The sequence below is a fragment of the Vogesella mureinivorans genome, assembly GCF_007644035.1.
Taxonomy (GTDB): Bacteria; Pseudomonadota; Gammaproteobacteria; order Burkholderiales; family Chromobacteriaceae; genus Vogesella; species Vogesella mureinivorans.
Map to the genome: position 1 here is coordinate 64,136 of NZ_VMTV02000178.1, position 19,471 is coordinate 83,606.

Sequence of the window (19,471 nt, forward strand, 5' to 3'; positions counted from 1 at the left end):
AGGAGCATAACCGCGTGAGCCAAGACAGCACCCAGCACACCGCCCCGACCTACGTACCGGTATCCGCGCGTATTCGCGAGCGTATCCGCGGCGCAAAACGCCGCTTCCACGCCAATGACAATATTGCCGAGTTCATCCAGCCCGGCGAAATGGACGAGCTGCTGGACGAGGTGCAGTCCCGCATGAAAGACGTGCTGGACAGCCTGGTGATCGACACCGAAAGCGACCACAACACGCAGGACACTGCCCGCCGCGTGGCCAAGATGTACCTGAACGAAGTGTTCAAGGGCCGCTATACCAGCCAGCCGCCGGTTACTGAATTCCCCAATGCCGAGCGCCTGAACGAGCTGATGATCGTAGGCCCCATCACCGTGCGCAGTGCCTGCTCGCACCACTTCTGCCCCATCATGGGCCGGGTGTGGATCGGCGTGATGCCCAACGAGCACAGCAACCTGATTGGCCTGTCCAAGTACGCCCGCCTGGCCGAGTGGATCATGAGCCGTCCGCAAATCCAGGAAGAAGCCGTGATCCAGCTGGCCAAGCTGCTGATGGACAAAATGAACCCGGACGGCCTGGCCATCGTGATGGAAGCAGACCACTTCTGCATGCACTGGCGTGGCGTCAAGGACGTGGATTCCAAGATGATCAACAGTGTGATGCGTGGCGTATTCCTGACCAACCCGGACCTGCGCCGCGAGTTCCTGTCCCTGCTGCCCAACAAGAAAGCCTGAGGAAAACCATGCTTGTTCGCCTGCTCTACGCCAGCCGCAGCAGCCAGCCGCATACTGCCGCACTACTGGAAACCATTCTGACCCAGTCCCATGCCCACAACCCGGCCCGCGGCATTACCGGCATCCTGTGCTATAGCGGCGACATTTTCATGCAGGTACTGGAAGGCAGCCGCGCCGAAGTCAGCGCGCTATACAACAGCATCGCCAAAGACCCGCGTCACCACGATGTGGAAATCCTGATGCTGGAAGAAATCAGCCAGCGCCGCTTTGCCGGCTGGACCATGGGCCAGGTCAACCTGGCCAAGGTGAACCCCAGCCTGCTGCTGCGCTACTCGGAAAAGCCGCAGCTGGACCCGTTCCGCCTGACCGGCTGCAGCTCGCTGGCCCTGCTGGAAGAGCTGATCGCCACAGCCGCTATTGTTGGCCGCAGCCACTGACATCACCGCAGCGGATACACACGCCCGGCCAGCACTGCTGCCCGGGCGTTTTGCTGCCTGAAACGGCAGTAGCCACAACAGGCGGTATGCGTTGCCATCGGCACCGCCCTGCCCCTCCCCAGCCGCGCCACGCTGTAAGCGTGACGTTGGCTAACCAGATGCAGCCCCCACGGTTATCACGCTTGCGCTGATAGCGCAGGTCAGCCCACAGCAGCCAACCGCTTGCCAAGCCTTGCTGATGGCTCGCTACACGGCAATATGCGCGCAGCTGACGCCGGGAGGGTTGCCGCTAGCGGCGTGCCTTGCCATGGCCGCATTTTCATGGCTGGCTCCCGTTTATCTTGCTACTGCCGGCGGGCAGATAGGCGGTGACATCGTCCACATCTGCCTGCTCCGCCACCAGAAAGCGCGCGGCGTACTGCCGGGCCACGCCGCCCTGCAGAAAAACGGTAAACAGCTCGGCATCGATATGGCCCTGCTCTGCCATGCTTTTCATGATGGCCAGGGTTTGCGACAAGGGCTTGGCCGGTTTGTAGGGGCGGTCGGATGCCGTGAGCGCCTCGAATACGTCGGCAATGGCCATCATGCGCGCCAGGGGGCTCACCTGCTCGCCACGCAGGCCACGCGGGTAACCGTTGCCGTCGATGCGTTCGTGATGATTGCCGGCAATTTCCGGCACGGCGGCCAAATGGCGCGGGAACGGCAGCGCCGATAACATCATGATGCTCTGCATGATGTGCTCATTGATTTTGAAGCGCTCTTCTTCGGCCAGCGTACCGCGGGCGATCTGCAAGTTTTTCAGCTCGCCGCGGTCGTACTGCAGCGCGGGCACCGCCATGGCAAAGCCCCACGGGTTGCCGGGGCCAAAACGCTCACTATCGCTACGGGCGATACGGTGCTGCGGCTTGTCGGCCAACAGCGGCTCAGCCACCGGCAGTGCGGGCGCGGGCGTGGCTTCCATGCGGCGCAACTCGTCGGCAGATACGCCCAGCCTGTCATCCAGCGTGCGCTGCCATTGTCGGGCAGCAATGCCCTGCAGGCGTGCCACCCGCTCCGGTGCCATGTACTCGCCACCCTGATTGCAGGCGGCAACAAAGGCAAACTCTTCGTCCAGCTGCGCCCACACCGCCTCGCACTGTTGCTGCGCCTCGGCCGCCGGTACGCCGGCAAGCTGTTGCTGCAGGCTGGCAATGCGGGCATCGCGTTTAAGCACCTCAAAGCGCATGCGTACCTCGTGGATACGGTCGTACAGCGTTTCCAGCTTGGTGGCTTTGTCCACCACGTACTCAGGGGTAGTCACCTTGCCGCAATCATGCAGCCAGGCGGCAATGTGCAGCGCTTCCCATTGTTGCTCATCCATGCTGAAGCCGGCGTAGGGGCCACTTTGCTGGCGGCAGGCAGCATCGGCCAGCAAGCGGGCCAGCTCGGGCACCCTGGCGCAATGGCCGCCGGTGTAGGGGCTTTTTGCATCGATGGCGCCGGCCATCAGCTCAATAAAAGCAGCAAACAGCGCCTTCTGGCTGGCAATCAGCTCCCGGGTTTCCAGTGCCACCGCGGCAAAGCCGGACAGTGCCTGCACAAAAGACTGCCGGGCGGCATCGAGCGGTGCCGCCGCCAGCAGCACCAGTACGCCGATAGCTTGCCCCTGGCGGTTGCATAGCGGTACCGACCAGGCATGCGGGGCAGCAATGGCCAGCGCCTGCTGCAGGGCGGCATCCGGCTGCCAGGGCTGCGGTTGGCGGCTAGCCAGCACGGTGGCAGCATGTGCCAGCAAGGGCTGCAGTGCCTCGCCCGCTGGCGGCGACAGGGCCGCGCCCTGCCAGTGCGCGGCGGCCAGCTGCAAGCGCTCGCCCTCCCCCATCAACAGCAGGCCACCGGGTAGCCGGGTAACGTGACAAGTACCGGCCAGCAGCTGGGGCAGCAGGCGCTGAAAATCTTCTTCCTGGCTGATACGCGCCAGCAGCGCCAGAAAATCGCCCAGCGTCGTCTGGGTAAGCTCTAGCGTGGCCGCCATGTGATCTACCTCGACAATGCGCGAGCGTATGGCGAGCGGCTGATCGAACTGCAGCCGGCGCATGCTTTCAGACGCCTGCATCAGGCGGGCAAGCGGGCTGGCGATGCGTGCGGCCAACCACCAGGCCAGCAGCATGGCTGCCACCAACAAACCCAGGCAAAGCAGCAACAATTGCTGACGCATGGCCAGCGCGTCGGCCAGTAACGCCTGCTCCGAAACCGCCAAGGCCAGGAACAGCGGGCGGCGTTCTACCTGCGGCAGCGGCAGCCGCCCACTGAGCCAGCGCTGGCCAGACAGTGACACCGCTTGCAGCGTGGCAGAGGGCGCAATGGCCTGCCAGGCCGCTGCCAGCCCGGCATCGGCGCCGGCGGTTGTCGCCGCCAGTACACCACCGTGTTCATCCTGTAGTTGCAGGCTGGCCCCCACAGGCAGGGGCATGGCCGCCAGCTGGTTCGACAAGGTTTGCAGGCGCAGGTCGGCCCCTACTATGCGGCGCCCGTCGGCAAGCGACTGCGCGAGTGAAATACCTTGCTGTCCGGTGCTGAAGAAACGATAAGGTGCGGTGAGGATGCGCTCGCCGGCGGCGGCCTGCGCCTGCAGGTACCAGGGCCGCTGCCTGGCGTCAAAGCCCAGATGCTGCTGCGACTCGCGTAGCGAAAGCTGGCGGCGTGCGGCATCCAGAAATACATAGTGTGACCGGCTGGCGTCCGGGTAGCGTTCCACGGTCTGCACCAGATAATGCGCGGCATCGGGGGCGGCAAAGTGCTGGCGGTCGGCATGGCCTAACAGGCGCCTTACCAGAAAATAATTACCGTCTTCGTCGGCACTATAGAACGCTACCGCCGCCGGGGCAGCCTGCAGGGCCGTCAGGTACGCCGGCAACGCACGCAGCCGTTGCGCCACGTCGCCTTGCAGGCCATTAGCGACATCGGCAGACAGCAGCAATAACGATGACCGTACCGGGTCCAGCAAGCGTTCAAAACCGCTTATCAGGCTATGGCCCGTATGGGTAGCGGTACTCACCGCTGCACGCTCCAGCATGATGGATGATCGCTGATAGGCCAGCCACACGATGCTTCCGCTGGTGAGCAATACCAACAGGCAAAAGGCGGTGGCGATATGGATGCGCAGAGAATAAGTACGGGTGGGCAGAGGCATGGAAGCTTTCCGGAAACGGGGGGCTGCCGCATCGGCTTGCATTCGGCATCAGCAAAATAATGCAATCACATTGCATTAAAGTCGATGGATTCCATGTTAAAAAGCCAGCCTGTCGCCACCCTGCAACGCCGGGGCAAGAAAAAGCCCGCCCCACTGGGGCGGGCGCGGCTAACTGGCCAGGCAATCTAAAGGAGCAACATTTTCCGAGAAGCAGACACCACTATAGCGGGCCAAGCTGTCAATTCGCTTTCAGCGCCACCATGGCCAGCGCCGCTACGGCGCCCTGTCGCAGCCACCGCCTCTGCATACACACGCTAGCCCGTTACCACTACGTTGCGGCCAGCATGCTTGGCCTGGTACAGCGCGGCATCAACACGGCTGATCAGGCCATGCAGCGCCTCGGCAGGCTGGTGCTGTACCACCCCCTGGCTGATGGTAATCGCCGGCAAACCATCATGCACCATGCCGGCCACCGTTTGACGCAGGGTATCGGCCAGCTGCAGCGCATTACCCAGCTTGCCAACCGGCAGCAGCAACAGAAACTCCTCCCCACCCCAGCGACACAGCGTATCGCTCTCGCGCAGGCGAGACGCCAAGGCATGCGCCAGCGCCACCAGCAGGCGATCGCCAGCCTGGTGGCCATAGTTATCGTTAACCTGCTTGAAATGATCCACATCCACCAGAATCAGGCAGAAATCGGCATCCTGCGCCCGTTTGCCAGCCAGCGCCTGCTCCAGCTGTACCATCATGTGGCGGCGGTTCCATAGCCCGGTAAGCGGGTCTCGCAGGGCCGCTTGCTCCAGCTCGCGCTTGCGCTGCTCTTGCTCGGTAATATCGTGAATCACGCACAGCATCAGCCGGCGGCCGTCCAGCACAATAGGGCCGGCGTACGTCTGCACATGGCGCAGGCTGCCATCGGCCAGCCGGTGTTCAAAACGCAAGGGCCGGTGCCCGCCCGGCAGCTGGGCTACGGCGTGCATTACCGGCAGGATGTTGCGCCCGGCTGCATTGATTTCCCAGGTATGCTTGCCGGCAAACACCTCGCGGGGGTAGCCGTAAAAGCGCGTGGCGGCTTCGTTGGCATCCAGAATGCGGCCGTCGGCGTGCGGGTCGATCAGCAGCATGGGGGCAGAGTTGGTGCGAAACAGCAGCTCGTAAAAACCGCGCACTTCAGTATCTGGCGCGGGGCTGGACAAGCATGCGCCTGCCGGTGGCCAGCCATGCAGCGTGGCATCGCCCGAGGCCAGCGCTTCTACCAGAATGGCCCCGGCGTGCTCACCCATGCTTAACAAGGCAAGCCGGCAGGACAAAGGCACCGCCTGACCGTGGCGCTGGAAGGTCCAGATTTCTACAACCTGCTCGCGAGCCAGCACCGCTGGCGTGTAGTCGGCCAACCTCGCCAACGGCCTGGCGGACAGGCTACCGTGGCGCAGCGTACTCACACCGCAGCCATCGGCTAGCGCCTGGGCGACATGGTTGGCAAAAAGCACCTCTTCGGTGTGTGGCGACACAATCCACACCGGGGTGCTTAGCGCGTTCAGAGCTGGGTAAACAGACATGGTTCCGACACCAACCATTGGCATATCGTTAGTTTGATACTAGCGATGCGCCGGATTGGTTTCAATAAAATAAACCGGCAAATGATGCGCCGCACAAAGAACAGTTTGTCCCCAAAAACAGGCTTAACCTGCCGCAGGCTTGCGGCCACGGCGTGGCTTGGGCGTGGCCTCGTGCGCGCGGTACCAGGCTTCCAGCGCCTCTTCGGCGTGCAGGATGTGCTGGCGTAAAAAAGCGGCGGCGCTGATGGCGTCCTTTTGCTTGCACAGCGCCAGCAGCTGGCTGTGCTCGTGGTGGGCGCGGTCGCTAAAACCGGTCAGCAGAATCTGCATGCGCGTGTAGCGGTCGGTACGGTTGTGCAGCTGCTCGATGATGGCCTGCGTCTGGCTGCGCCCGGCCGCACGGTACAGCGCCAGGTGAAACTGGGCATTCAAAATACCCCACGCGCCAATGTCCTTGTTGCGCAGCGCCACTTCAAACTGCCCCAGCAATGCCTCGGCTTCGGCGATATCCGCGCTGGTCTGGCGCGGTATGGCCTCCAGCAGCACATCGCACTCCAGCAGCACGCGCACGCGCAGCAGCTCGACAATCTCGGGCAACGATAGCTGCGCCACCACCGCACCACGGTTTTCATTAATGGTGACCAGCCCTTCGGCTTCCAGCTGGCGCAGCGCCTCGCGGATCGGCACCCGGCTCATGCCCAGCTGGCGCGACAGCGCCTCTTGCCGTAGTTGGCCGCCATCGGCCCATTCGCCTGCCAGAATGCGCTGGCGAATGGCCTCGGTAGCCACTTGCACCAGGCTTTGGCTGCCTGTCTCCTGCTGTGTACTCATAAAGCATCACCTGTAAAAGATGGCCCAACCCTAACACAGCGGCAAAAAAAACGCCCCCATGCGGGGGCGGCAAGCTGCACAAGGCAGAGCAAACCCTGTTGCCGGCAGCGCAGCGGGGGCCGCACTACCGGCCAGGCACGTTCAACAGTGGCGCAACAGTACGTCAAGCATGCCTACAGGCCGAGATAAGCGGTTTTCACCGTGGTGTAAAACTGTGCCGCGTAGCGCCCCTGCTCACGCGGGCCTTGGCTGGAGCCTTTGCTGCCGCCAAACGGCACGTGATAGTCCACCCCGGCGGTGGGCAGGTTCACCATCACCATGCCCGCCTGGGCGTGGCGGCGAAAATGCGTCGCCAGCGCCAGCGACTGCGTACAAATACCGGCGGCCAGGCCATAAGGCGTGTCGTTGGCCAGCGCCAGCGCGTGCTCGTAGCTGCTAGCGCGCAGCACGGCCGCCACCGGGCCAAATATTTCCTCGCGGCTGATGGCCATCTGCGGCGTGCAGCCGGCAAACAGCGCCGGCTGCTGGTAGTAGCCGGGCGTGTCCAGCTGCAAGGCCTCGCCACCGTACAGCAGCGTGGCGCCCTCGGCCTGCCCCTGCGCCACGTAGCGCAGGTTGGCCGCCAGCTGTGCCTCGCTGGCTACCGGGCCGATCTGCGTGTCCGGCGCCAGCGCGTGCCCTACCCGCAAGGCAGCGGTGCGCTCGGCCAGCCTGGCCACAAAAGCATCGTAGATACCCTCACAGACAATCAGCCGGCTGCTGGCGGTGCAGCGCTGGCCAGTGGAATAGAACGCCCCGTTGATCGCGCACTCCACCGCCTGCTCCAGCCTGGCGTCGTCGGCCACCAGCAAGGGGTTCTTGCCGCCCATTTCCAGCTGCAGCTTGATACCGCGCGCCGCACAGCTGGCGGCCAGCGCCTGGCCGGTGGCTTGCGAGCCGGTAAAGCTCAGCGCATCAATACCCGCCTCCAGCATGGCCGGGCCCAGCACGCGGCCGCTGCCCATCACCAGGTTGAACACGCCGTCCGGCAGGCCGGCACGCTGCAGAATATCCGCCAGCGCCCAGCTGCTGGCCGGCACCAGCTCGGCCGGTTTCAGTACCACGGTATTGCCAAATGCCAGCGCCGGGGCGGCTTTCCACGCCGGTATGGCAATAGGAAAGTTCCACGGTGTAATCAGCCCCACCACGCCCACCGGCTCGCGGCTGATGGTGACTTCCACGCCGGGGCGCACCGACTCCAGCCACTCGCCCTGGCCACGCAGCGCCTCGCCGGCAAAAAACTTGAAGATCTGTCCGGCGCGGGCCACTTCGCCCACCGCCTCGGCCAGGGTCTTGCCTTCTTCACGCGCCAGCAGCGTACCCAGCTCCTGCTTGCGCGCCAGGATCTCGCTACCGGCCGCATCCAGAATATCGGCACGCTGCTGCACCGTAGTGGCACGCCAGCCGGGCAGCGCCGCGCGCGCGGCCGCCACGGCGTCGCACATATCGTCGGCACTGGCCGCGGCGTACTCGCCCACCACGTCGTGCAGGTCGGAAGGGTTACGGTTGACGATGGCGTGGCCGCTGCCGCACCACTGCCCGTCGATCAGGTTGCAAAACATGGTTTGACTCCCAGAGGGCGGCACTGCCGCCCGTTTGGCAACGCGTGCGGCCAACCCGCCCAGCAAGGTTGGCCGCAGCAGCTTACAGCGCCGGCAGTGCCGGGCGGCTGGCGATACCGGCGGCGATAATGGCCTGCACCTGCTCGCGTTCGGCACCGGCCAGCGGCAGGCGCGGGGCACGCACGTGTTCGCTGCCCACCCCCACCATGGCCTCGGCCAGCTTCAGGTTCTGCACCAGCTTCATCGAGACGTCCAGGTGCAGCAGCGGGGCAAACCAGCGGTAGATGGCGCGCGCTTCTTCCACGCGGCCAGCGCGGGCCAGCCGGTAAATGGCCACCGTTTCTTTCGGGAACGCCACCACCAGGCCGGCCACCCAGCCATCAGCGCCCATCAGCAGGCTTTCCAGCGCCAGGTCGTCCACGCCGCTGAAGATGGCAAAGCGGTCGCCCACGGCATTGATCACATTCGTCAGCGTGCGGATGTCGCCGCTGGATTCCTTGATGGCCACGTACTTGGGCTCGGCGGCCATTTGCGCGTACATCTCTGGGGTGATGTTGACGCCATACGCCACCGGGTTGTTGTAGATCATGATCGGCAGCGGGCTGGCATCGGCCACGCGCTGGTAGTGGTTTAGCGTTTCACGCGGGTCGGACACATAACGCATGGCCGGCAGCAGCATGATGCCGTCGGCACCAGCGGCGTGCGCGGCCTGCGCCAGCGCAGCGGCGGCACGGGTGCTGTCTTCGGCCACGGTCAGCAATACCGGCTTGCTGCCGGCCACTTCCTTGGCGGCTTTCAGGATGGTGATCTTTTCATCGGCGGTCAGCGTGGACGCTTCGCCCAGCGAGCCGCAAACAATAATGCCGTCGGCGCCGCAATCCAGCTGCCACTGGATGTGGCGAGTGGTAGCGGCCAGGTCCAGGCTTTCGTCGGCGTGGAATTTGGTAGTAACGGCGGGGAAAACGCCAGTCCAGAGATGTGCCATCAGGGTGCTCCTTGCAGGGTGTGGGTGCAGCGCGGTGGCTGCGGGTCCATTTCATGCTATAGAGTTTTGCATCCAAAAAACAAGCATTTTTGTATACAAAACTGCGTTTATTTGGCCACACAACATTGCCGCAATGCAGCAGTGGATTTTTACAACAACATTATAATATATTGTTTTTATTGGTTTTTAATGCCATTTTTCATGCGGAAAAGTTGATATGCAAGCTGTGGCATTTCAACAAATATTGCATCCATTATTGTATTCAAAACTGCCACTGCTTACAGTAAAGCCACCGCAAGCAAAGGAGCATGGCAATGGCAGTGACAGAGTTTGAATGCATAGACGGCCACACCTGTGGCAACCCGGTACGGCTGGTCACACGCGGCGCCCCCGCGCTGGCCGGCAACACCCAGGCCGAGCGCCGCCAGGACTTTCTGGCGCGCTTTGACTGGATGCGCACCGGCCTGATGTTCGAGCCACGCGGCCACGCCCAGATGTCCGGCGCCTTTCTGTACCCGCCCACCCGTGACGACTGCGACGTAGCAGTGCTGTACATCGAAACCAGCGGCTGCCTGCCCATGTGCGGCCACGGCACCATCGGCGTGGTGACCATGGCTATCGAGCACCAGCTGGTGACACCACGCACGCCAGGCGTGCTGAACCTGGACACGCCAGCAGGCAAGGTGGTGGCCGAATACACGCAAGTTGGCCGCAAGGTGCAGTCGGTCAAGCTGACCAATGTGCCGTCCTTCTTGCTGCTGCGCGATGTAAACGTAGACATCGCCGCGCTGGGCCGGCTGAAAGTGGATATCGCCTACGGCGGCAACTTCTACCCCATCGTGGAAGCGCAGGAAAACTACCGCGACATGGCCGACTACACGCCCGGCCAGCTGGTGGCCATGGGTAACGAGCTGCGCGACTACATCAATGCCCACTACGACATCGTGCACCCGCTGGACCCCACCATCCGCGGCGTGCGCCACGTACAGTGGACCGGCGCGCCAAAACAGCCCGGCTCGCACGCGGCCAACGCCGTGCTGTACGGCGCCGCTGCGCTGGACCGCTCGCCGTGCGGCACCGGCACCTCGGCGCGGCTGGCGCAGCGCTTTGGCCGCGGCCTGATGCAGCCGGGCGACGTACTGGTACACGAAAGCCTGATCGGCAGCCAGTTCACCGGCACCATCGAAGCCGTTACCGAGGTGGCGGGCATCCCGGCCATCATCCCCGGCATTGCCGGCTGGGCCATCACCACCGGCTACAACCGCATCTTGCTGGACGACGCTGACCCGTACGTGCACGGCTTCGTGGTGGGCTGAACATGGCAAAACCGCAGCAACACATCATCGTGGCCGGCGCCGGCATTGTCGGTATCGCCACCGCGCTGCAGCTGCAGCGTGCCGGCCACCGCGTCACCCTGCTGGACCGTGGCGAACCGGCGCGCGAAACCAGCTACGGCAACGCCGGCGCACTGGCGGTGAGCGACGTGATCCCGCTGGCCGAGCCCGGCGTACTGCGCAAGGTACCCGGCTGGATGCTGGACCCGCTGGGCCCGCTGGCGGTGCGCTGGCGCTACCTGCCCACGCTGGCACCGTGGCTGGCGCGCTTTGTGGCCGCCAGCCGGCCGCGCCGCGTGGCCGAGCTCACCCGCGCGCTGGCTGCGCTGCTGGGCCGCGTCAACGACGACTACGCACCACTGATCGCCCACGCCGGCCTGCAACACCTGTGGCGCCGCCACGGCAACCTGACGCTGTATCGCAGCCAGGCGGAATACCAGGCCACCCTGCCCGCCTGGCACACCAAGGCCGCGCATGGCGTGCAGTGGCAGCCGCTGGACCGCGCTGCGCTAGAGACTGCCTCGCCCGGCATTGCCACCGAATGGCAATACGCCGTGCAAGTGCCCGCCTGGTCGCACGTGGACGACCCGTACACCTTCAGCCGCGGTCTGTTTGATGCCTTCATGCGTGATGGCGGCTGTTTCGTACAGGACGAAGTCTTGCAGGTACGCCACAGCGGCGGGCAGTGCCAGGGGGTAGACACCGCCAGCCACGGCACGCTACAGGGCGACGCGGTCGTGATTGCCTGCGGCGTGTGGAGCGACCGCTTCGCCCACCAGGGCCACTACCGGCTGCCGCTGGAAAGCGAGCGCGGCTACCACGTGACGCTGCCGCACGCAGGCGTGGCGCTGCACCACTTTATCCAGTGTGCCAGCGAGAGCTTTGTGATTTTGCCCATGGCCAACGGCGGCCTGCGCCTGGCCGGCACCGTGGAGCTGGCCCACCGCGATGCCGCGCCAGACTGGCGGCGCGCCCACATCCTGCTGGACAAAGCACGGCGCATCGTCGGCGACTTCAGCACCAAGGACATGAGCGTATGGATGGGCAACCGGCCATCCTTACCCGATACCGTGCCAGTGATCGGCCCGGCGCCGGATGTGGCCGGCCTGTACTTTGCCACCGGCCACGGCCACCTGGGCCTGACGCTGGCAGCCACCACCGGCGCGCTGCTGGCGGCACAGATAGGCGGCCAGGCTTGCGGCATCGACATGGCGCCGTACCGGCTGAACCGTTTCTGAGCACGCGCACCGGCATGGGCGATTATTGACAATAGTTTGTATGCAAGTGGTGCAAGCCGGCGACAGGCGCCGCTAGCCACCGCACAGGCAACACCTTGTTTTACATAGGATTGATAAAAAAACCGGCTAGCCGGCCAGCAGGCACGCCACGTGCAATGCCACCGCCGCCTTACCGGCAATACCCGCCCGGCACCCCGCCGGGTAAATCGGCCGCGCTGCGGCCAACCTGGACCTTGTAACGAGAAATGGAGTGAACACATGAAGCAGCAACAACTGGCGGTATGGGTTGCCGGCGCAGTCCTGGCCATGTCGTCTCCGGCATTTGCCGACACCGTGGTGAAAATCGGCTTTGCCTCGCCGATGTCCGGCCCGCAGGCGCACTACGGCAAAGACAACGAAAACGCCACCCGCATGGCCATCGACGACCTCAACGCCAAGCCCATTACCGTGGCCGGCCAGAAAGTGAAATTCGAGCTGGTATCGGAAGACGACCAGGCCGACCCGCGCGTGGGCACCCAGGTGGCACAGCGGCTGATGGACGCTGGCGTAAAGGCGGTGATTGGCCACTTCAACTCCGGCGTATCCATCCCCGCCTCGCGCATCTATTCCGACGCAGGCATCCCGCAGCTGTCGGTCTCCACCAACCCGGCCTACACCACCAGCGGCTACAAAACCACCTTCCGCCTGGTAGGCAGCGACAGCCAGATCGGCGGCTCGCTAGGCCGCTACGCGGTGATGCAGCTTAAAGCGCAGCGCATCGCCGTGATTGACGACCGCACCGCCTACGGCCAGGGCATTGCCGACGAGTTCGTGAAGGCGCTGGCCGGCATGGGCAAAAAGCCGATCAAGCGCGAATACACCAACGACAAAGCCACCGACTTCACCGCCATCCTCACTGCGCTGAAAGCCCAGAACCCCGACGTAATCTTCTACGGCGGTGCCGATGCCCAGGCCGCGCCGATGGTACGCCAGATGAAACGCCTGGGCATGAAAGCCCGCCTGATGGGCGGCGATATGCTGAACACGCCCACCTTCATCCAGCTAGCCGGTGCAGACGCAGCGGGCCACTACTCGGCCGTGGCCGGTGGCGAGCTGGGCAGCCGCCCGGCCGGCAAAGACTTTGAAACCCGCTACAAGGCGCGCTTCAAACAGGATGTCGTGCTGTTGGGGCCGCAGTTTTACGATGGCGTGATGATCGTGGCCGACGCCATGAAACGCGCCAACAGCACCGAGCCGGCCAAGTTCCTGCCGCTGATCGCCAAAACCGCCTACAAAGGCGCCACGGCCGATTTCAGCTTTGACGCCGCCGGCAACCTGAAAAACGCACCGGTGACCATCTCCCAGGTAGAAGGCAACGACTGGAAAGTGCGGTCGGTCGTACAGTAAGCGGCCCGCTGCGGCCAACCTGGCCATACGGTAAAGGTTGGCCGCATGGCAAAGCACAAGGCCCCGCCAGCGGCGGGGCCTTGTTGCGTCACTACGCGCTAGGGCTGCAGCGGGGGCCACATGGCATCGGTATGCTGCTGCAGTACGCTCTGCACCCAGCCATGAAACAGCTGCACGCGGCGCGACAGCTGGCGGCGGTGCGGGTACACCAGATGCACCGGCAGCGCTGCCGGCAACGCCTGCGGCAGCACCGCCTGCAAGGCACCGCTGGCCAGGTGGTGCGCCACGTCGTAGCGCGGCACCTGTATCAGCCCCAGCCCCGCCAGCGCGCAGGCAATATAGGTTTCGGCATTGTCGGCGCTGGCGCGTACCGGCAGCAGCATGCTGCGCTCGGTTTCCCCCTCCTGCCAGCACCACGGCGCCTGGCGGCCACTGCTGCGCGATACATAGCCCACCATCACCTGCCTGGCCATGTCGGCCATATCCAGCGGCACGCCCTGTGCGGCCAGGTAGGCCGGGCTGGCACAGTTGACCATGGCAAAGTAGCCCAGCGGGCGCGCCACCAGGCTATCACCCTGCACACCCCCTACGCGCAGCGCACAGTCCACCCCTTCGCGCACCAGGTCTACCAGCCGGTCGCTGCTGCCTAGCTCTACCTGCAGCTTGGAGTACTGCGCCAGAAAACCGGGCAGCGCCGGTGCCAGCAGCCGCCGTGCTATACGGCTGGGCACATCTACACGCAGGCGGCCGGACACCAGGTCGTCCCGCGGGCGAAACTGCTGCTCCAGCTCTGCCATATCGGCAATCAGCGCCGCAGCCCGCTCGGCCAAGGCGTCGCCATCTTGCGTCAAGCTCACCTGGCGCGTGGTGCGGTGAAACAGCCGCACGCCCAACCGCTCTTCCAGCTGGCCCAGTGCCTGCGACACGGTGGCACGCGGCAGGCCCAGCTGCTGTGCCGCCAGGGCAAAGCTACCGCTTTCCTTGATACGCAGAAACACGCGCAGTTGATCGATACGGTCCATTGTTTGCGATTTACGGATAAACAAATCCGATACTACTTGTTTATTGTGATATTTCAATCATTCAACACTGGCGGCTCCCACCACAGCGTAACAAGGAGCCTCATATGTCTGATCTGCACAGTATTCGTGGCAAGGTAGTCCTGATCGCCGGCGGCGCCAAAAACCTGGGCGGTTTGCTGGCACGCGACCTGGCGGCGCACGGCGCCAAGGCAGTAGCCATCCATTACAACTCGCCGGCCAGCGCCGCCGACGCAGAAGCCACCGCCAGCGCCGTGCGCGCTGCCGGCGTGCAAGCTGTCACCCTGCAGGGCAACCTGACCACCGCCGCAGCCATTGAAAAGCTGTTTGCCGATACCGTGGCAGCGGTTGGCCGCCCGGACATTGCCATCAACACCGTGGGCAAGGTGCTGAAAAAGCCGATGGTGGATATCAGCGAGGCGGAGTACGACGAAATGAGCGCCGTTAACGCCAAGTCGGCGTTCTTCTTTCTGAAAGAAGCCGGCAAACAGCTGAACGACAACGGCAAGGTGTGCACCATCGTCACCTCGCTACTGGGCGCGTTCACGCCGTTTTACGCCTCTTATGCTGGTACCAAGGCCCCGGTAGAGCACTTCACCCGTGCTGCTGCCAAGGAGTTCGGCGCACGCGGCATTTCGGTGACTGCCGTCGGCCCCGGCCCGATGGATACGCCGTTCTTCTACCCGGCAGAAGGCGAAGAGGCCGTGGCGTATCACAAAACCGCCGCCGCGCTGTCGCCGTTCTCGCCCACCGGGCTAACCGATATCCAGGACGTCGTGCCGTTCATTCGCCATCTGGTCAGTGACGGCTGGTGGGTCACCGGGCAAACCATCCTGATCAACGGCGGCTACACCACCAAGTAAGTGCTGCGCCACGGCCTGGCCACAAGCCCGCAGCCGTGGCAAACCCGGCACACACCCTCCCGGCCCGCCAGGGCCGGGCCCTCGATGGAGCCCGCCATGAACCCGTACCAAGACCTGCTGGATACCCAGCAAGCGTTTTTTGCCAGCGGCGGCAGCAAAAGCGCCGCCTGGCGGCTGGATCAGCTGGACCGCATGGCCCGCCTGCTGCAAGACAACCAGGCGGCACTGTGCGACGCGCTATACCAGGACTTTCACAAGCCACCATTCGAGCAGCAGTTTGAAATCAGCGTACCGCTGGGGGTGATCGACTACTACCGCAGCCACCTGGCCACCTTGATGGCACCCCAGCAGGTGGCCATACCGCCGGGGCTGGAGGCCAGCGGCCACCGCGGCATGATCTACAAAGAACCCTACGGCAGCTGCCTGGTGATCGGCCCGTTCAACGCCCCCATCCTGCTACTGCTGGACCCGGCCATTGCCGCACTGGCCGCGGGCAATACCGTGGTACTGAAGCCGGCCAACACCACGCCCACCGTGGCCGCCCTGCTGGCCACGCTGATACCGCAGTACTTTGCGTCGGAGGCGGTCAGCATTGTGACTGGGGGGCGCGAGGAAATCGGCGCGCTGCTGGCCCTGCCCTTCGACTTCATTTTCTTTACCGGTAGCGCCAGCGTCGGCAAGGTGGTGATGCGCGCCGCCGCCGAGCACCTGACACCGGTGATTCTGGAGCTGGGCGGCCAGAACCCCACCATCGTGGACGAAACGGCCAACCTTACCGCCGCCGCCGAGCGCATTGCCTGGGGGCACAACGCCATCTCCGGCCAATGGTGCATCGCGCCGGGCTATGTCTGCGTGCAGCGCAGCGTGGCAGACGCCTTCATCGCCGAGCTGAAAGCCGCCATCGTACGCATGTACGGCAGCGACCCGCAGCACAGCCCGGACTTCGCCCGCATGATCTCCGAGCACGATACCGAACGCGTGGCCGGCTACATCCAGCCAGACAAGGTGGTGCATGGTGGCCGTTACAACGTAGCGGCACGCTATGTGGAGCCGACGGTGCTGTACCCCGCCAGCTGGGACGACCCGGCCATGCAGCAGGAAATCTTTGGCCCGGTGCTGCCGGTCCTGGTGTACGACGAGCTGGACAGCGTGCTGGCGCAGATTGCGCGCAAGCCCAAGCCGCTGGCGGCCTATTTGTTCAGCGAGCATGCCCCTACCGTGGAACGCTTTCTGGCGACGCTGTCGTTTGGCGGTGGCTGCATCAACCAGACCAACCTGCACTGCTGGATAGACAGCCTGCCTTTTGGCGGCGTGGGTTACTCCGGCATGGGCAAGTACTACGGGCAGGCCGGCTTCGATGCGCTATCCAACCGCAAGGGCATACTGCTTGGCCGCAGCGATGCCGAAATCGATGTATTCCCGCCCTACGCCGGCAAGGACATTGCGGCCAACCTGTCGGTATTCAGCTGGCCAGCTGGCGCAGATAATTAAGGAGAAAACATGCACGTTATTCTGGTAATCGCAGGCGGCTTCGGGCTGCTGGGTTTGTTTGTGCTGTTTGGCTGGCTATGGGGTGCCAACACAGCGGCCATGGCGCTGGCGGCAAAGGCCTTTGTACCGGTCTGGCTGGTGGTGGCGCTGGTGAATATGTGGGTAGGCGTTACCCACGCCGGCTACACGCTGCGCGAGGAGCTGCCCATCATGCTACTGGTGTTTGCCGTGCCAGCCGTGGCCGCAGCCGTAGCGGTGTATCTGCTGGCGCGCAGCTAGCCTGGCTGCGGCCAACCCTGGCGTATCGAGAAAGGTTGGCCGCATGGCCAAGCACAAGGCCCCGCCTGCGGCGGGGCCTTGCTGTTGGTGCGGCAGCCACCCGCATGACACGGGCGGCGGCAATACAGCGCTTACTTCAGGTCGAAACGGTCCAGCGTCATCACTTTGTCCCAGGCCCGCACGAAGTCGCGCACAAAGCGGGCTTCGCCATCCTGCTGGGCGTACACCTCGGCCAGAGCCCGCAGCTGCGAGTTGGAACCGAACACCAGGTCAACGCGGCTGGCCGTCCACTTCACGCTACCGCTGTCGCGGTCGCGGCCTTCAAAGCGGCTGGCTTCTTCCGAGGTCGGCGCCCACACGGTACCGATATCCAGCACATTGGCAAAGAAGTCGTTACTCAACACGCCAGGGCGCTGGGTGAAGACGCCATCCTGCACCCCACCGGCGTTGGCGCCCAGTACCCGCAGGCCGCCTACCAGCACGGTCATTTCCGGTGCGCTCAGCTTCAACAGCTGGGCCTTGTCCACCAGCAGCTGCTCGGCTGGCACGCGGAAAGCCTGCTGCTGGTAGTTGCGGAAGCCATCGGCCTGCGGCTCCAGTACGGCAAACGATTCCACGTCGGTGTGCTCGGCCAGCGCGTCCATGCGGCCAGCGGCAAACGGTACCGTTACGGCGTGGCCTGCCGCAGCAGCGGCCTGCTCGACAGCGGCGCCACCGGCCAGCACGATCAGGTCGGCCAGCGACACTTTCTTGCCGCCCTGCTGCGCGGCGTTAAAGCGCTGCTGAATGCCTTCCAGCACAGCCAGTACGCGGGCCAGCTGTGCCGGCTGGTTCACGGCCCAGTCTTTCTGCGGGGCCAGGCGAATGCGCGCACCGTTGGCACCACCACGCTTGTCGGAGCCGCGGAAGGTGGATGCAGACGCCCAGGCGGTAGACACCAGCTCGGCCACGCTCAGGCCGCTGGCCAGTACCTCGGCCTTCAGCGCGGCCACGTCGGCAGCGTCCACCAGTGCGTGGTCTACCGCCGGGATCGGGTCTTGCCAAATCAGGTCTTCTGCCGGCACTTCCGCCCCCAGGTACAGTGCTTTCGGGCCCATGTCGCGGTGCGTCAGCTTGAACCAAGCGCGGGCGAAGGCGTCGGCAAAGGCTTGCGGGTCCTGATGGAAGCGGCGCGCAATCGGCTCGTAGACCGGGTCGAAGCGCAGGCTCAAATCGGCCGTGGTCATCATCGGCGCGTGCTGTTTGCTGGCATCGTGCGCATCCGGAATCATGTGTTCCGGTTTCACGTTCTGTGCCACCCACTGGTGGGCACCTGCCGGGCTCTTGGTCAGCGCCCATTCGTAGCCGAACAGCATGTCAAAGTAGCCGTTATCCCAAGTGGTAGGGTTGGGTTTCCACGCACCTTCGATACCGCTGGTGGTGGTATGCACGCCCTTGCCGCTGCCCAGCTGGTTGATCCAGCCCATGCCCATGGCTTCCAGCGGGGCAGCTTCCGGCTCCGGGCCCACCAGGGCCGGGTCGCCGGCACCGTGCGCCTTGCCGAAGGTGTGGCCACCGGCCACCAGCGCCACGGTTTCTTCGTCGTTCATGGCCATGCGGGCAAAGGTTTCGCGTACGTCACGGCCGCTGGCTACCGGGTCGGGGTTGCCGTCCGGGCCTTCCGGGTTCACGTAGATCAGGCCCATTTGCACGGCGGCCAAGGGGTTGTCCAGCTCGCGGTTGCCGCTATAACGGCTGTTTTCTTTGTCGCTGGTGGCCAGCCATTGCTTTTCGCCGCCCCAGTAAATGTCTTCTTCCGGCTGCCAGATGTCGGCGCGGCCGCCACCAAAACCGAAGGTCTTGAAGCCCATGGATTCCAGCGCACAGTTGCCGGCCAGGATCATCAGATCGGCCCACGACAGCTGGTTGCCGTATTTCTGTTTGATCGGCCACAGCAGGCGGCGTGCCTTGTCGAGGTTGCCGTTGTCCGGCCAGCTGTTCAGCGGGGCAAAGCGCTGGTTGCCGGTACCGCCACCCCCCCGGCCGTCGGCGGTACGGTAGGTACCGGCACTGTGCCAGGCCATGCGGATGAACAGGCCACCGTAGTGGCCCCAGTCGGCCGGCCACCAGGCTTGCGAGGTGGTCATCAGCGCGTACAGGTCTTTCTTCACGGCGGCCAGGTCCAGCTGCTGGAAGGCTTCTGCATAATCGAAATCATCGCCCAGCGGGTTGGACGCTGGGGCGTGCTGGTGCAGGATGCCCAGGTTCAGCTGGTTGGGCCACCAGTCACGGTTGGCGCGGGCGCCAAAAGTGGCTTTGGTGGCAGAGGCGCTGTGGAAGGGGCATTTCTGTTCGGTGCTCATGCTGTCTCTCCTTGCTTGGGGTGTCTGTCTGACTTGGTGAGATCAGCATAGTTGCTTGTGGCCGGCATGACTATTGAATTGATTTAATCAAAGCAATGGAAATTTACTATCGCATAGCCAGCGGCAATAACAAAGAGACAAAAAACCCCGCCACACGGGCGGGGCTGCCTTGGGCTACGGGC

The 19,471-nt window shown here is 64.2% G+C and carries 15 protein-coding genes; 8 read left to right on the plus strand and 7 right to left on the minus strand.

Going from position 1 to position 19,471, the window contains the following annotated elements; translation table 11 throughout:
- Positions 1-14 precede the first annotated feature (14 nt).
- Together folE and FLQ44_RS06660 are read left to right on the plus strand one after the other, a co-directional pair.
- A complete protein-coding gene (gene folE / locus FLQ44_RS06655; RefSeq protein WP_147693653.1) occupies positions 15-731 on the plus strand; it encodes a GTP cyclohydrolase I in 717 nt (238 codons plus the stop codon).
- Between the two features lie 8 nt (positions 732-739).
- Positions 740-1,168, plus strand: a complete 429-nt coding sequence (locus FLQ44_RS06660) for a BLUF domain-containing protein (protein ID WP_147693655.1) — start codon at positions 740-742, stop codon at positions 1,166-1,168.
- A gap of 319 nt (positions 1,169-1,487) precedes the next feature.
- Here the strand turns inward: FLQ44_RS06660 and FLQ44_RS24560 are convergent, their stop codons facing one another.
- From FLQ44_RS24560 to FLQ44_RS06685, 5 genes are all read right to left on the minus strand, one after another.
- Complete coding sequence (locus FLQ44_RS24560; protein WP_170252856.1) at positions 1,488-4,340, minus strand: HD domain-containing phosphohydrolase; 2,853 nt, start codon at positions 4,338-4,340, stop codon at positions 1,488-1,490.
- Positions 4,341-4,654: 314 nt separating this feature from the next.
- The gene (locus FLQ44_RS06670; protein WP_147693658.1) at positions 4,655-5,899 is read right to left on the minus strand and encodes a GGDEF domain-containing protein; all 1,245 of its coding nucleotides are present in this window, start codon (positions 5,897-5,899) and stop codon (positions 4,655-4,657) included.
- 123 nt (positions 5,900-6,022) lie between these two features.
- Positions 6,023-6,730 carry a GntR family transcriptional regulator gene (locus FLQ44_RS06675; RefSeq protein WP_147693659.1) on the minus strand — a complete coding sequence of 236 codons (708 nt, stop codon included), beginning with the start codon at positions 6,728-6,730 and terminating at the stop codon, positions 6,023-6,025.
- Between the two features lie 173 nt (positions 6,731-6,903).
- Positions 6,904-8,331, minus strand: coding sequence for an aldehyde dehydrogenase family protein (locus FLQ44_RS06680; protein WP_147693661.1), 1,428 nt, complete (start codon positions 8,329-8,331; stop codon positions 6,904-6,906).
- An 82-nt stretch (positions 8,332-8,413) separates the two neighbouring features.
- Entirely contained in the window at positions 8,414-9,316 is a 903-nt protein-coding gene (locus tag FLQ44_RS06685) for a dihydrodipicolinate synthase family protein (protein WP_147693663.1), read from the minus strand.
- 314 nt (positions 9,317-9,630) lie between these two features.
- Here FLQ44_RS06685 and FLQ44_RS06690 point away from each other — a divergent pair, with 314 nt between their 5' ends.
- The 3 genes from FLQ44_RS06690 (at position 9,631) to FLQ44_RS06700 (ending at position 13,274) form a co-directional block, all read left to right on the plus strand.
- The gene (locus FLQ44_RS06690) at positions 9,631-10,632 is read left to right on the plus strand and encodes a 4-hydroxyproline epimerase (RefSeq protein WP_147693665.1); all 1,002 of its coding nucleotides are present in this window, start codon (positions 9,631-9,633) and stop codon (positions 10,630-10,632) included.
- A gap of 2 nt (positions 10,633-10,634) precedes the next feature.
- Entirely contained in the window at positions 10,635-11,888 is a 1,254-nt protein-coding gene (locus FLQ44_RS06695; RefSeq protein ID WP_147693666.1) for an NAD(P)/FAD-dependent oxidoreductase, read from the plus strand.
- 258 nt (positions 11,889-12,146) lie between these two features.
- Positions 12,147-13,274, plus strand: coding sequence for a branched-chain amino acid ABC transporter substrate-binding protein (locus FLQ44_RS06700; RefSeq protein WP_147693668.1), 1,128 nt, complete (start codon positions 12,147-12,149; stop codon positions 13,272-13,274).
- Between the two features lie 98 nt (positions 13,275-13,372).
- Here the strand turns inward: FLQ44_RS06700 and FLQ44_RS06705 are convergent, their stop codons facing one another.
- On the minus strand, positions 13,373-14,296 hold the full coding sequence (locus FLQ44_RS06705) for a LysR family transcriptional regulator (RefSeq protein ID WP_147693670.1): 924 nt from the start codon (positions 14,294-14,296) through the stop codon (positions 13,373-13,375).
- A 104-nt stretch (positions 14,297-14,400) separates the two neighbouring features.
- Between FLQ44_RS06705 and FLQ44_RS06710 the strand changes: the two genes are divergently transcribed.
- The 3 genes from FLQ44_RS06710 (at position 14,401) to FLQ44_RS06720 (ending at position 16,947) form a co-directional block, all read left to right on the plus strand.
- Positions 14,401-15,177: an SDR family oxidoreductase gene (locus FLQ44_RS06710; RefSeq protein WP_147693672.1), complete on the plus strand. Its 777-nt coding sequence runs from the start codon at positions 14,401-14,403 to the stop codon at positions 15,175-15,177.
- Positions 15,178-15,273: 96 nt separating this feature from the next.
- The gene (locus tag FLQ44_RS06715; protein WP_147693674.1) at positions 15,274-16,668 is read left to right on the plus strand and encodes an aldehyde dehydrogenase family protein; all 1,395 of its coding nucleotides are present in this window, start codon (positions 15,274-15,276) and stop codon (positions 16,666-16,668) included.
- A gap of 9 nt (positions 16,669-16,677) precedes the next feature.
- The gene (locus tag FLQ44_RS06720) at positions 16,678-16,947 is read left to right on the plus strand and encodes a hypothetical protein (protein WP_147693676.1); all 270 of its coding nucleotides are present in this window, start codon (positions 16,678-16,680) and stop codon (positions 16,945-16,947) included.
- A 131-nt stretch (positions 16,948-17,078) separates the two neighbouring features.
- Here FLQ44_RS06720 and katG read toward each other — a convergent pair whose 3' ends face one another.
- A complete protein-coding gene (gene katG / locus FLQ44_RS06725; RefSeq protein ID WP_147693678.1) occupies positions 17,079-19,289 on the minus strand; it encodes a catalase/peroxidase HPI in 2,211 nt (736 codons plus the stop codon).
- Positions 19,290-19,471 lie beyond the last annotated feature (182 nt).

Coding starts and splice junctions, on each gene's coding strand:
- FLQ44_RS06660 (WP_147693655.1), top strand. CDS start 740: ATGCTTGTTCGCCTGCTCTACGCCAGCCGCAGCAGCCAGCCGCATACT.
- FLQ44_RS24560 (WP_170252856.1), bottom strand. CDS start 4,340: ATGCCTCTGCCCACCCGTACTTATTCTCTGCGCATCCATATCGCCACC.
- FLQ44_RS06670 (WP_147693658.1), bottom strand. CDS start 5,899: ATGTCTGTTTACCCAGCTCTGAACGCGCTAAGCACCCCGGTGTGGATT.
- FLQ44_RS06675 (WP_147693659.1), bottom strand. CDS start 6,730: ATGAGTACACAGCAGGAGACAGGCAGCCAAAGCCTGGTGCAAGTGGCT.
- FLQ44_RS06680 (WP_147693661.1), bottom strand. CDS start 8,331: ATGTTTTGCAACCTGATCGACGGGCAGTGGTGCGGCAGCGGCCACGCC.
- FLQ44_RS06685 (WP_147693663.1), bottom strand. CDS start 9,316: ATGGCACATCTCTGGACTGGCGTTTTCCCCGCCGTTACTACCAAATTC.
- FLQ44_RS06690 (WP_147693665.1), top strand. CDS start 9,631: ATGGCAGTGACAGAGTTTGAATGCATAGACGGCCACACCTGTGGCAAC.
- FLQ44_RS06695 (WP_147693666.1), top strand. CDS start 10,635: ATGGCAAAACCGCAGCAACACATCATCGTGGCCGGCGCCGGCATTGTC.
- FLQ44_RS06700 (WP_147693668.1), top strand. CDS start 12,147: ATGAAGCAGCAACAACTGGCGGTATGGGTTGCCGGCGCAGTCCTGGCC.
- FLQ44_RS06705 (WP_147693670.1), bottom strand. CDS start 14,296: ATGGACCGTATCGATCAACTGCGCGTGTTTCTGCGTATCAAGGAAAGC.
- FLQ44_RS06710 (WP_147693672.1), top strand. CDS start 14,401: ATGTCTGATCTGCACAGTATTCGTGGCAAGGTAGTCCTGATCGCCGGC.
- FLQ44_RS06715 (WP_147693674.1), top strand. CDS start 15,274: ATGAACCCGTACCAAGACCTGCTGGATACCCAGCAAGCGTTTTTTGCC.
- FLQ44_RS06720 (WP_147693676.1), top strand. CDS start 16,678: ATGCACGTTATTCTGGTAATCGCAGGCGGCTTCGGGCTGCTGGGTTTG.
- katG (WP_147693678.1), bottom strand. CDS start 19,289: ATGAGCACCGAACAGAAATGCCCCTTCCACAGCGCCTCTGCCACCAAA.